Raw genomic sequence first — 12,444 nt, 5'->3', positions numbered from 1 at the left:
GAATGCAATTTCAAATCCGAGGACCGGCAGTTTCAGCCGCCAATAGTGATAATCTGCCCTTCCTTGAGAGCAGCGACAAGCTCTTCGCCTGCTATTTCGCTGGCACAGATTTCACCGGGGCGATCTGTCGAACCCGCACCCGTAAACGAAATAACGACATGCCCGATGTCGCGCACCTTCTGCCAGGCGCTTTCGCCAACGGCGGTGATTTCAGCTTTGAGCGCACCGATTGCGATCTGTGTTCCGACAGCCGGGGCCGATGCTTCAGGACCTTCTTCCACCACATGGAGAACGGATACTTCCGCCAGCTCAGGCGGTGAACCGTCAGCAAACAGGATGAGAACGCCGCCTTCGGCGAGGTCCGCGACTTCCGGGCCGATTGCGGTGATCCGCGTTTTGAGGTGTATCGACATAGAGGCGGTCCTTTCTTCGTCTGGTGTTCGATGCTCGTGAAGCTGATCGGAAACATCGTTATTGTATATGTACGAGAGGTCGCCCGCCGCTGTGCCTGCCGCGGCGGGCCGGATTTTCAGAGCACCGCGAGGCTTGCGACCCATGCGATCAGAACTGAAAGCGGGCCCATGATCTGGCGGCTGATCAGAATCGCGGGCACACCGATCTCGATGGTCTTGGGTTTGGCTTCTCCGAGCGCCAGGCCGACCGGCACGAAGTCGCAACCGACCTGCGTGTTGTAGGCAAACAGGGCGGGAAGGGCCATTGCCGGGGCAATAGTGCCGTTTGCAATCTGCGGTCCGATGATTGCCACGCCGACGACCTGCGCGATAACCGCACCCGGTCCGAGGATCGGCGAGAGGAACGGCAGGCCGCAGATCGCGGAAAGCACCAGCAATCCGATAATGTTGTTGGCAAGCGGGCCGAGCGGCTGGGCGAGAATATCGCCAATGCCGGTATAGAGGATCAAGCCGATGAGCATCGTCACGAACGCCATGAACGGCAGAACGTTGCGGATAACCTGATCGATTGTGCGGCGTCCCGCCTGGAAGAAAATACCGACGACGCGGCCCATGACGCGGCCGATGCTGCTGATAAGTCCGACAAGGCCGCCTTCGCTTGGCTGCTCTACAGGCGCGGGCTCGTCTTCTTCGGTCGTCGCCGCAGCGGGAGCGGCGGCGGTGGAGCCGTCAGCCGGAACAATGTTTTCCGGCTTCACGCCTGACACATAGATGTCTTCGGTAATGAATTGTGCCAACGGCCCCGCCTGTCCGACCGGCGTGATGTTTACGGTCGGGATGCGCTTGCGCGGATAAACGCCGCAACGGGCCGTGCCGCCGCAATCGACGACCACCACAGCCATTTCGCTTTCAATTGGCGGCGAGCGAAAGCCGTCAACGACTTCCGCGCCGGTCAGTTCGGCAATCCGGTGGGCAAGCGGATGGATGCCGCCGCCGGTAACTGAAACCACCTTGTTGCGCTGCTCCGTCGGCTGAATGACAAGCGGGCCGCCCCAGCCATTCGAACCGCGGGAAATCTGAACTGCCTTATAGGTCTTCACCATGTCGTCCTCCCCGTTTCCCGCCTAAAGCTCGATGCCCTGACGCCGCGCCATGATGGCGGTGATGCGTTCTGTGAGGATGCCTTTGAGGAGGATCACCACGAGACCCACGATGGCGTACCAGATTGCGACATTGATGTGATAACCGGTTGAAACCGCGCCTTTTTTCTCAAGCTCAAGAAGGGCAACCAGCACGCCGCCCCAGACAAAATATTCACCCGGATTGATGTGCGGGAAAAGACCCAGCGGCGGGTGGACGTAGGACACGGCCGCATCATAGAAAGCCGGCTTGTGCTTCTCCTCAAGGAATGAACCGAACGTGTAGGCCATCGGGTTGGTCAGAAAGAAGACCGACAGAACCGGCAGAACCGTGTAGCGGGTCAACGCAATGCGCCCCGCGCTGCGTGCGATGCCATGGACGCGCTTTTCGCCGACCAGTTCCGTCACGGCATAAAACGCGGTCATCAGCACCACAAGTGTCGGAATGATGCCGGTGACAAATCCGGCAAAAACCTCGCCGCCTTTCTGGAATACGCCAATGAAGTGCTTGCCGATGGAGGCAAGCCAGCCGAGCTGCTCTTCCTGCTGGACGTTCTGAAGGCGTTCCTTGAACTGATCGACGGTAATTCCGCCGCTGCCAGCGTCGCCCGGTGCAGGGGCAGTTGCTTGCGCAAGCTGCAGAAGATCATTTCCCGCGTGCTCTGCGGCATGTTTGCCGTGCAGCGCGGCATCGGAAATCATGCTGCCAGCCATGTGTATGGACTGCATCGTTGCGTCGGCATGTTGCGCCAACATCGTGACTATCGACATTGCTCCTCCTCGATTGCTTGTTTCAGGCAAGCAACTCCTATGCTCCCACTGCCTTCAGACCTTCGAGTTCGATCCCATCGGACTGGTCTCTTATGCGGCCGATCTGTTCTATCGCCTGTCTGGCGGCAGCCACCATTTCAGGCTTTCCTTCTCCGATCGCGGAATTATCCAGCAATGCGCCAAGGCGCATTCCCTCAAAGCCTTCGCGACGGATGAACTTTGCAAAGACGGTCCGTCCGCTCATCTGGAGGAAGCGGCGCACGACGAGATTGCGATCTACGACGATCAGCACGATGACGCCTTTGCCGAAGCGTCCGCGCACATGCCCGGCGCCAACAAAACCATCCGAATATTTCGAAGTGATGCCCTTCATCACATCGGAATAGTGCTGCATCTGGAACCAGACGCCCAGCGACTGGAAGCCCCACAGCAAGGCGAGCGCCAGCAAAGCCCATTGCCAGATAGCCATTTTGTTCTCCTCCCACGAAGGGCGACCGGGATATTTTCCGGGTTCGCCTTTCGGTAATTAGAGAACATTTGTCTTCTGGAATGTCAATATGTATAATTTTATCGCTGATGCAACGCGAATGAAGACTGACATTTCAATCCACTTCGCTTAATGTCGCTTTGAAACCGGAGGCCGTTCGCACCATGGATTTGCTGCTTAGGGAACAAATGGCATCGATGCCCGACCTGCGTCATCGACTGCGTCAGCTGCGCTGGTTCAGGGCGACGTTCCGCAAGCATGCAAGTTTGCTGCATGAGCTCTACGGCGTTGAATACCACATCGATGAAAAGAAGCTCACCGAGGCGTTTCTGAACTGGGTGGAGCTGGTGGACCAGAACAAGCGTTTTGCCAAGGTGGACCGCAAGGATTTCATCACCTTCGCAGCCGGGCTGGTGCTGCGCGAACTGATCCGTCTGTCTCCGGCGAAGGCTGTTTCGCCGCCAAGTCATGCCGACGGTGACGCGGGTCGTCTGTACGAGATCGTGAGATTTTGGCCCGAGGGTTTTCTCTACACCAACTATTGCATCTGCGCCATTGCGGCTGTGCAGGAACAGGAGTTCGGCACGGTCCCGGATATAGATCAATGCGCCGACGAGTTGCGTACATGGTGGTCATATAAGGAAAATATCGGCGAAATGCCCGGCTACGCGATTGCATTTCTCGACAAGTTTCTTGGCGGAGAGCCCAACTGGGTCATGCCTGATCTGGCATCCGCACGCGCAGCGGTGAAGCGTGCTCTGGGCGCGGATCAGCCGGTCACAAAAATCGAGAAATAGCCGCTGCCTTTCTCTACTGGAGAGGGAAGGCCGTTCAGGTGTCGCGGCTTTTGGTTGGAACAATCCGCCTTTTGGACATAATGTGGACGAAGCATTTTCCATTGCCCGTGAAAAGCGAAAACAGCTCTCACTGGCATGGACGGTTGCCAAAAAACCATATTTAGCCAACAAGGGTTGGAATTAAACGCTCGGCGTCAAGAATGGAACATAACTTGAAACGCATCAAAATCGGCCTGGTTTGTCTCTTTCTGGCAGGTGTTTTGCCCGCGCATGCTCTCGAAGTCGGTCCGCCGGCCGTTTTGAAGCCTTCGCCGGAGCAGGTTCAAGCCGCTCATCTGACGGCAGAATTCCTGACGCGTTTCCATTATCGGCCCGTCCCGCTGGATGATGCCTTGTCGGTCCGGATCATGAACCGGTTCATCGATTCGCTGGACCCGGATCGGCTCATCTTTCTGCAGGCGGATGTCGACAAGTTCCTGACCGGCAGCAAGGAAATCGACGACGCCATCGGCCGTCAGGACCTGACTATTCCTTTTTCCATTTTCAGCGTCTACCAGATGCGCATCATCGAGCGCATGACGTTTGCACGTGGTCTGCTCAAGCAGAATTTCGATTTCAGCAAGCAGGAAGAATTCTCCATCGTGCGCGACAAGGAACCCTGGCCGCGGTCGAACGAGGAAAGCGACGACCTGTGGCGCAAGCGCGTCAAGAACGACTGGCTGCGTCTGAAGCTTGCCGGCAAGGACGATGCGACCATTCGCAAGACGCTCGACAAGCGTTACGAGAACTCCATCGAGCGCACGTATAAATACAAAAGCGACGATGCCTTTCAGTCCTTTATGGCGGCCTATACGACATCGGTCGATCCGCACACCGATTATTTCGGCGTAAAGGCTTCAGCCGAGTTCGATATTTCCATGAAGCTGTCGCTGGTTGGCATCGGCGCGGTGCTTCAGGAAAGGGACGACTATACGACGATCCGCGAACTTGTCGCCGGTGGGCCGGCGCAATCGTCGGGCAAGCTTGCGGTGGGCGACCGTATCATCGGGGTAGGTCAGGGCAAAGACGGCCCGATCAAAGAAGTAATCGGAATGCGGCTCGATGAAGTTGTGCAGATGATCCGTGGTGACAAGGGATCGGTCGTGCGCCTCGACATTCTGCCAGCAGATGCCGGTGCCGATGGCAAGCACCATGTCATCACGCTGGTTCGCGACAAGATCAGTCTCGACAAGCAGGCTGCCAAGAAAACGATCCTTCCCGTGAAGGACGGAAATGTTACCCGCAAGATCGGGGTGATTACCCTCCCGGCGTTCTACGAAGATATTCAAGCGCGGCGGAAGGGCGACAAGAACTACAGGAGCGCCAGCCGCGATGTTGCCAAGCTGATTACCGAGCTGAAGCAGGATAAGGTTGATGGCGTCCTGGTCGATCTCCGCAACAATGGCGGCGGGTCACTGAGCGAGGCGATTGACCTGACTGGTCTGTTCGTGGGCAAGGGTCCGGTGGTCCAGCAACGCAACGCAAACGGCGAGGTCAAGGTCGAAAGCGATAATCTTCCCGCCCCAGCCTGGAAGGGACCGCTGGGCGTGCTTATCAATCGCGGCTCTGCCTCAGCCTCGGAAATCTTCGCTGCGGCAATACAGGATTACGGGCGTGGCGTGGTCATAGGCGAGCCAAGTTTCGGCAAGGGAACCGTGCAGACCGTGGTCGACCTCGACGAAGTGGCCAACAATCCCAAGCCTGAATATGGCGAGCTCAAATTTACAGTTGCCCAGTTCTTCCGTGTCGACGGTGGAACGACGCAGTTGCGCGGCGTGACGCCGGATATCAGCCTGCCTGGGCTCTTCGATCTCAAGCTTGTCGGTGAATCGAGCTTCGACAACGCTTTGCCGTGGACCCAGGTCTCCGCGGCGAAATACAAAGCCTCTGATGCCATAAAGGCATTGTTGCCAAGGCTGCAAAATCTGCATGACGAGCGCGTGCAGAAATCCAGCGAGTTTCAGAACTTTGTGGAAGACGTGGCGGCGCTCAAGGCACAGCGCGAGAAAAAGGTCATTTCTCTCAACGAAACGGTGCGTCGCAATGAGATGACCGCGCAGGAAAATCGAGCCAAGGCGCGTGGAAAATCCAATGATGGTATTGATACGCAGATTGACGATGGTCTGCAGTCAAACGAGCGAAGCCTGAGTGCGGACCTCGCAATCGAAAATAGCCGCAAGAACGCGACGGACGTTCTTCAGAATGAAGCGGCGGCGATTGTCACCGATCTGGCTGTCCTGCAAGAGAAGGTGCCCGAACACGCTGCCAATTGAAAGGCGAACTGCTGGGACCGCTTTCTCCGTTCCAGCATAGTACAAAGCCGATCGCGAATGGTTCGGTAGGTTTCGAGAACTGTTTGGCTTTTTCGGATTTGGATTGAATCTTCGAGAAGATAGTTCGCTTGAGAAACACCGATGGTGAGTGATTTTAAGAACGGTCGTGCGCTTGTCCAGCAGCATCGCGTTGTTGCCCTTGATGCGATGAATGCGCTGGTGGGACGAATGATCGGCCCCCACGGACGGGTCCAATTTGATTGTTAGTGCAATGATGGTCGCGGCGCCAGCGCGGGCGGCATTGCTGGTTGGGGTTGCAGGGCCGCCCGCGCGAATGCCGGGATGAAGACCTCGGGTGCCGGCGGCTTGTAGCCGAGCGATCCATGCGGACGCACGGTGTTGTAATGCCGCCGCCAGCTTTCCACGATGATCCTGGCCTCTTTGAGCGTGTAGAAGATCTCGCCGTCGAGGAGTTCGTCGCGCAGGCGCGCGTTGAAGCTCTCGATGTAGCCGTTCTCCCATGGACTGCCGGGAGCGATGTAGGCGGTCTTCGCCCCGACTGCGGTGATCCAGTCCTGCACGGCCGTGGCGATGAACTCCGGGCCGTTGTCGGAGCGGATGTGCTCAGGCACGCCGCGCAGGATGAAGAGATCGGACAGGACGTCGATGACGTCGGTGGAGTTGAGCTTGCGATCGATGCGGATCGCCAGCGCCTCATGCGTGAACTCGTCGATCACATTGAGCATGCGGTACTTCCTTCCGTCATGGGTTCGGTCCTCGACGAAGTCGTAGGACCAGACATGATTGGGCCGCTCGGCGCGCAGGCGGATGCATGATCCGTCGGCGAGCCAGAGCCGGCCTTTCTTCGGTTGTTTGGCTGGAACCTTCAGCCCCTCTTGCCGCCAGATGCGCTCGACCCGCTTGTCGTTGACCACCCAGCCCATCTGGCTGCGCAGAAGCTCGGCGATCTTGCGATAGCCATAGCGGCCATAGCGGCGGGCCAATGCGACGATGTCCTCGGTCAGTTGCTGCTCGTCGTCCCGGCCGCGAGGAATACGCCGCTGCGTGGAGCGATGCTGCCCAAGCACGAGGCATACCCGGCGCTCCGACACGCGCTTCGGCAGAACCGAGCGAACATGGTCGATGCAGGCACGGCGACGCGAGGGGCTCAGAAGTTTCCCCGCGCAGCCTCCGTCAGGATCAGCTTGTCCAGCGTCAGATCGGCCACCGCCTTGCGAAGCCGTTCGTTCTCCTTCTGGAGATCCTTCAACTGCCGAAGCTGGTCACGGCTCATGCCGCCATATTGCTTACGCCACCGGTAGAACGTCAGCTCGGAAACGCCGATCTGGCGAACAGCATCCGCCATCGCCATGCCTTGGCCGCGCAAAACCTCAACCTGCCGAAGCTTCGTGACGATCTCGTCGGGCTTGTGTCGCTTGTTTGCCATTGTGGTCCTCCTTCATGGTCAAAACCATACTTCAAGGTGGACCCGTTCAATGGGGGTGGATCAGCTGGCATGTTTCGAGAAATGTACGGCCGGAGCAAATATGCCTATGCGCACATCGGCCATTTGCATTCCGACGAAGGGCGCAAGTCCGGACTAATGTATGTCGAGCGCCACGAAACGCTGGCGGCTCCAGACGCATATGCTGCTGGCGGGGGCTGGCTTTCAGGCAGATCGGCGAAGGTTATCACCTACTCGAAGCTACACGGTGAAGTTTCCCGGCTGACGCTACGGCCCGAAATGGTCAAGGGCGCGGCGCGTATGCCGGTGGCCGCAAATGATAACGTAGCGAGAGAGAGGAGGGCGGCATGATTAAAGGTAACAATGCCCCAATCTCAATGTTCCGAGAAGTGGCGCCACCCTGCTAGTTCCGTAAGTATGCCCACGTCGGCTTAAGTCAGATTTGATTTCTGCCAAATTAGTCCAGTCGGCCAATGGCTCAGCAACGAATGAATAGTGCCTCAACAAGTATTTGGGTGGATTTTCATTATCATTTGTTACCACAAATATAAATTCAGAGCGATCATTGGGGTATGTCGAACGATATTGTAACATTTTCTGCATCTCAATTAAATGAGAGGATACTATACAATAGATCGCTCGATTCGACAAATATATAGCCGCGCCGCCCACCAAGCGGCGCTTTCACCACAAACACGAGGAAAGAACATGCTTGAAGAAGCAGAAGACTGCGCGGCGCGAGCGGCTGTTGAAGGGCGGCAGATGAGGTAGGCGGGAAGGATATAAGCCACATGCCAAAACCTTATAACGACAATGTGCCAGTTGCCCAGCAACCGGCACGCAAACCACTTGTCATCATCGAGTCGCCTTTCAGCGGTGACGTTGAGCGCAACAAGGCCTACGCCCGCTCCTGCCTGCTGGATAGCCTGCGGCGAGGCGAAGCACCGATCGCGAGCCACTTGCTGCACACACAAGTGCTGGATGATTTGCGGCCGAATGAACGAGAGTTCGGCATCGAAGCTGGCCTTGCATGGTATCGAGTAGCGGAGAAATGCGTTGTCTATGAAGATTTCGGGATAAGCCGTGGCATGGCGGAAGGTACGGCGCGAGCGCGTAGCCATGGTGTACCGGTTGAATATCGGCGGTTAGAAGCATGGAGGGATGCGGCGTGACCCCCTTCAACGTTGGCGATAAAGTCATCTGCATCGATGCCAAGGTCGGCTTCGAACAGTTCATCGAGATCAAGGAAGGTGAGGTCTACACCATAAGCTGGATCGGCCCCTTCGATCACTACACGCAGGGCAGCTACATCGGCGTTCGTCTGAAAGGCGTCGATCGAGGAATCTGCCCGCAGTTCGGATATGACAACCCGCCGTTCGCGGCGCGTCGGTTTCGTCCGCTTGTTCGCGATAAGCTGTCGGCGCTGCGCGGTCTGCTTGCGGGCGGGCCAGTAACTGAGAAGTTTGAAGAGCCGAAGCGTAAGGTGAGGGAGAGGGTATGAGCGTCATTGACCCGACTGGAAGATACGTAGGGGCAAACAGGCCCGATTGCGATCGACCTCACGCGCCCGTCACCTCCGACGGCGGCAGCACGAGCTATTACGAGCTGCTTCCCCATGCGACCGAGCTAAACGACCTGATCGAGCACAAAGGCATGTCATTCGCGCTCGGCAATATCTTCAAGGCTTGCTATCGGTTCGGAGAGAAAGACGCGGCCAGTCGAATGTACGATCTGAATAAGATCATCTATTTCGCGGAGAGGCTTAAAGCGCTGGAGGAGAGGCGGGCAACATAAACTAAAGAAGGTGATGACGGTTTTTGACCGTATGATAAAAGCCCTCTCTAAAGGGAGGGGAAAATGACCAATAAAAATACAGTCGAAGCTCCGCGTATCTGGGCGATCAGATGGATTGAACAGTTATCGTTGCCGAAGTTTGTGATCTTTGCTGCAATTTGTAGCGCTATCACTTGTCTGATTTTGAGTCGACTGATCTAGAAAATGGGGCTCCGGATCTTTCCGAAGCCCTTCTTGCGTAATGTCGCTGTTACCTGCGATAGACTAGGCCACCCAGATACGTACTTCGTCACGGTGTCTGTTATCCTGATCAATCTTTCGATCGGTCAGGGTAGGGCTCTTTGGGTGCCCGTACATTAGGATTGCCCGGCGCGTTTGTTTGTTCATGCGTGGGTTTCTCCTGATGGTCTCTCGGTTCGACCGGTGACGGGTCGGTTGCGTCCTTTTCCCGTACCAGATCGGGATCTGACCATGGATTTTTCTTCTGGGCCATTTTGCTCGCTCCGAAGCCTATTTCGTCTTGCTGGTTTCTTTCTTCAGAGAATTCCGCAGTGCATCCATGATATTAATGACATTGCCTTTGGCTGGTTCCGCCATGGTTCCGCGAAAACGCAACGAAACTAACGCACTTGCACTGCGACTGCTAATTATTTGATTTTTATGAGGTTTTTTGGTGCCGCTTGCGTGACTCGAACACGCGACCCCATCATTACGAATTAGATCAGGCGAGTTTCCGGATTTTTCCAGTAGTTTCATATCTAGCTGAAAAACAAGGATAAAATTTGTTTGTCGACCTTTCCTGTTTCTTTCTTTTTCAGCCTGTAATAGGCTTCGGTGGCTACTGGGTGGCTACTAGAACGAAATTGATGGGGTCGGCTGATGCCTGTAATAAAAATAAACCAGAAGACGGTGAAAGCAATTATGACGCCGGAAAAGACGACATTCTACTACGATGAAACACTCGCAGGCTTTGGGATGAAAGTAGCACCGACTGGCACAAAATCATGGATCGTGGAATACCGACCAGGCGCTGGTGGACGCTCCGTGACAAAGAAGCGGATGCGCATCGGTGGAATTGAATTGTCGCCAGATCAAGCGCGAACTGCTGCGGAGAAAGTACTGGCATCGGTATCGCTGGGTGGCGATCCGGCTGCTGACCGGGCTGGCGAGCGGGCCGCACTGAGCGTTGCTGAGATTGCCGATCGCTTCATGCGTGATCACGTCAGGAAGAAGCGGAAAGAGAATAGCGTCGAGGGCTATGAGGGGATCATCGAGACCCACATAAAACCGGCCATCGGAAAGAAGGCCGCCGAAAAGGTGACGCGCGCCGATCTAACGAAGCTTCATAACAGGGTTTCGGAGAAGCGGGCCGATGGCACGGGCGGACCGTATGCCGCCAATAAGATGCTATCTGTGCTATCGAAGATGTTCAATTGGGCGGGCGATCTAGGCTTGATCAAGGAGGGGCTAAATCCAACCCAGAAAATAGAGCGCTTTGATGAAACTCCGCGCGAACGTTTTTTGACCGGCGAGGAACTGGAGCGCTTGGGTGCAGCGCTGATCGAGGCTGAGACAACCGGTATCCCATACGATGTAGAAGGCGACGGGGAGAACAGCCGGCATCGCAAGCAGGGGCATCAACGCCATGTCGTCTATGGCCCTCACATAACTGGCGCCATCCGCCTGCTGTTGCTCACAGGCTGCCGACTGCGGGAAATCCTCCACCTGCGCTGGTCAGAGGTGGACTTCGAGCGCGGCCTACTATTCCTGCCTGACTCCAAAACGGGCCGTAAAACGGTCGTGCTGTCTGACGCGGCGATCGAGGTGATAAAGTCGATATCCCAGGTTGGAGAATATGTTGTGGCCAGCGACAGCGCTGGCCTGCCAGACGAAAAACCGCGCCACGATATCAAAAAGCCATGGGCGATGATTTCCGCGCGTGCTGGTTTGAAGGGACTGCGAATCCACGACTTGCGCCACACATACGCTTCAATTGGGGCTGGAGGCGGTTTGGGGCTGCCGGTCATCGGGAAACTGCTTGGTCATTCGCAGGCATCGACGACACAGCGTTACGCGCATCTCGATGTCGATCCGGTGCGGCGGGCTGCTAATATTATTGCTGGGAATATTTCCGGAAAGTTGGGAGGGAAGTGATGGCGCCGTTGCCCAATTCTTTCAGTTTAAAAGCCATCCCGATCCGATCTGCCATATCTGAAGGTAGGGCCGAAGAGGCGATGCAGAAACTTACGCAGATACTGGAAACCGGAAAAGCCGACGCCGCAATCCAGATGTTGGCTGCGGAGTGGATTCTAGCGATCGGGTTGAAACCCGGCGATGCGAAAGCTCTTCGGAAAGGTGCAGCAGCCCTTCCCGACGATTGGTATGACATCTCAGAAATGGTCATGCAGCTTCGTGATCAGGGAATGAAATTTGCCGATGCTATCGCTGAAACGGCAAGGCACTACGACTATTCGGAGCGGTATGTTGAAAGATGCCATTCACTTCGAAACCAAGACCATACCGGAGATTATTAAGTCAACCGCACGACGTTAATAACTCTGTGCGGCTGACTTTCAATGAAACAAGAGCATATTGTTTCATACCAACTGAAAATAACATGCCACGCATTAACAGTCCGCGTCGTGAGGCATGTTAGATTACCACTACCAACCACTGAAACACGAGGAGATATCATGACTACCAATGTACGTGTAAAACAGGCTGCTGCTTACCTCGGCCTGTCAAAGAGCACCATGGACAAGCTTCGCCACTTTGGCGGCGGGCCTAGGTACTTCAAGCTCGGCCGCAGCGTCATCTATGACATTGCCGACCTTGACGCATGGCGCAATGAGCGCTCGGCTACATCGACCTGGCAGGCTGCGAACCAGAACAATACGGCGAGGGCAGCAGCATGACCAGCGCAGCATCCATTTCTTATTTCTTGACCCACGAAGCGTCCCGCATGACCCGTGAAGCCATGCTCGACCTGTTCAACGCAGAATTCCCAGATTACGAGGGTAACGACGAATTCCATCGAGGTCTTCGCGCTGGAGTAGCTCTGTTCCAGCAAGAAGCTGCGATGCGGGGCGAAACCCTAGACATACGCGGCGCCCTGGCGCGGCTAGCCAAGGTTTCCCGGTATGAGATAGAACGGGAGTTTGCAGAGGACGTGGCTGCTTATCCCATGGGGATATCGGCGGCCATCCACTAACCCACTACCACCACACCAAACAGCATGCGCTGACGCCCGCGCCATGGGTCGACGC

The 12,444-nt window shown here is 56.1% G+C and carries 15 protein-coding genes; 10 read left to right on the top strand and 5 right to left on the bottom strand.

Annotated features, from left to right (window positions below):
- Positions 1 to 32: 32 nt before the first annotated feature.
- The 4 genes from F9K78_RS04280 to F9K78_RS04265 form a co-directional block, all read right to left on the bottom strand.
- Positions 33 to 413, bottom strand: a complete 381-nt coding sequence (locus tag F9K78_RS04280) for a PTS glucitol/sorbitol transporter subunit IIA (RefSeq protein ID WP_121981903.1) — start codon at positions 411 to 413, stop codon at positions 33 to 35.
- A 116-nt stretch (positions 414 to 529) separates the two neighbouring features.
- A complete protein-coding gene (srlE, locus tag F9K78_RS04275; protein WP_121987145.1) occupies positions 530 to 1,516 on the bottom strand; it encodes a PTS glucitol/sorbitol transporter subunit IIB in 987 nt (328 codons plus the stop codon).
- Between the two features lie 21 nt (positions 1,517 to 1,537).
- Entirely contained in the window at positions 1,538 to 2,323 is a 786-nt protein-coding gene (gene srlA, locus F9K78_RS04270; protein WP_121981905.1) for a PTS glucitol/sorbitol transporter subunit IIC, read from the bottom strand.
- Positions 2,324 to 2,360: 37 nt separating this feature from the next.
- Positions 2,361 to 2,792, bottom strand: a complete 432-nt coding sequence (locus tag F9K78_RS04265) for a transcriptional regulator GutM (protein WP_121981906.1) — start codon at positions 2,790 to 2,792, stop codon at positions 2,361 to 2,363.
- A 182-nt stretch (positions 2,793 to 2,974) separates the two neighbouring features.
- Here F9K78_RS04265 and F9K78_RS04260 point away from each other — a divergent pair, with 182 nt between their 5' ends.
- Together F9K78_RS04260 and F9K78_RS04255 are read left to right on the top strand one after the other, a co-directional pair.
- Positions 2,975 to 3,607, top strand: a complete 633-nt coding sequence (locus tag F9K78_RS04260) for a hypothetical protein (RefSeq protein WP_121981907.1) — start codon at positions 2,975 to 2,977, stop codon at positions 3,605 to 3,607.
- 200 nt (positions 3,608 to 3,807) lie between these two features.
- Positions 3,808 to 5,919, top strand: a complete 2,112-nt coding sequence (locus F9K78_RS04255) for a carboxy terminal-processing peptidase (protein ID WP_121981908.1) — start codon at positions 3,808 to 3,810, stop codon at positions 5,917 to 5,919.
- Positions 5,920 to 6,182: 263 nt separating this feature from the next.
- Here F9K78_RS04255 and F9K78_RS04250 read toward each other — a convergent pair.
- Positions 6,183 to 7,366, bottom strand: a protein-coding gene (locus F9K78_RS04250) for an IS3 family transposase (protein WP_122066866.1) whose coding sequence is annotated in 2 segments (ribosomal slippage) — positions 6,183 to 7,102 and positions 7,102 to 7,366 — 1,185 coding nt in all. Because the reading frame shifts where the segments join, the coding sequence is not laid out codon by codon here.
- Positions 7,367 to 7,435: 69 nt separating this feature from the next.
- Here F9K78_RS04250 and F9K78_RS04245 point away from each other — a divergent pair.
- From F9K78_RS04245 to F9K78_RS04200, 8 genes are all read left to right on the top strand, one after another.
- Complete coding sequence (locus F9K78_RS04245) at positions 7,436 to 7,735, top strand: hypothetical protein (protein ID WP_235925381.1); 300 nt, start codon at positions 7,436 to 7,438, stop codon at positions 7,733 to 7,735.
- Between the two features lie 440 nt (positions 7,736 to 8,175).
- The gene (locus tag F9K78_RS04240; RefSeq protein WP_122066865.1) at positions 8,176 to 8,556 is read left to right on the top strand and encodes a DUF7768 domain-containing protein; all 381 of its coding nucleotides are present in this window, start codon (positions 8,176 to 8,178) and stop codon (positions 8,554 to 8,556) included.
- Positions 8,553 to 8,885, top strand: coding sequence for a hypothetical protein (locus F9K78_RS04235; protein ID WP_390886994.1), 333 nt, complete (start codon positions 8,553 to 8,555; stop codon positions 8,883 to 8,885). The genes F9K78_RS04240 and F9K78_RS04235 overlap by 4 nt, the downstream gene beginning before the upstream one ends.
- Positions 8,882 to 9,178: a hypothetical protein gene (locus F9K78_RS04230; RefSeq protein WP_235925380.1), complete on the top strand. Its 297-nt coding sequence runs from the start codon at positions 8,882 to 8,884 to the stop codon at positions 9,176 to 9,178. The genes F9K78_RS04235 and F9K78_RS04230 overlap by 4 nt, the downstream gene beginning before the upstream one ends.
- A gap of 879 nt (positions 9,179 to 10,057) precedes the next feature.
- Positions 10,058 to 11,332, top strand: coding sequence for a tyrosine-type recombinase/integrase (locus F9K78_RS04215; RefSeq protein WP_151682087.1), 1,275 nt, complete (start codon positions 10,058 to 10,060; stop codon positions 11,330 to 11,332).
- Entirely contained in the window at positions 11,332 to 11,712 is a 381-nt protein-coding gene (locus tag F9K78_RS04210) for a hypothetical protein (RefSeq protein WP_151682086.1), read from the top strand. Before F9K78_RS04215 ends, F9K78_RS04210 begins: the two co-directional genes overlap by 1 nt.
- Positions 11,713 to 11,871: 159 nt before the next feature.
- Positions 11,872 to 12,093, top strand: coding sequence for a helix-turn-helix transcriptional regulator (locus F9K78_RS04205; RefSeq protein ID WP_151682085.1), 222 nt, complete (start codon positions 11,872 to 11,874; stop codon positions 12,091 to 12,093).
- Positions 12,090 to 12,389: a hypothetical protein gene (locus F9K78_RS04200; RefSeq protein ID WP_151682084.1), complete on the top strand. Its 300-nt coding sequence runs from the start codon at positions 12,090 to 12,092 to the stop codon at positions 12,387 to 12,389. Before F9K78_RS04205 ends, F9K78_RS04200 begins: the two co-directional genes overlap by 4 nt.
- Positions 12,390 to 12,444: the final 55 nt, after the last annotated feature.

This window comes from Brucella pseudintermedia (assembly GCF_008932435.1).
Taxonomy (GTDB): Bacteria; Pseudomonadota; Alphaproteobacteria; order Rhizobiales; family Rhizobiaceae; genus Brucella; species Brucella pseudintermedia.
This window is presented reverse-complemented; position numbering and strand designations above follow the sequence as displayed.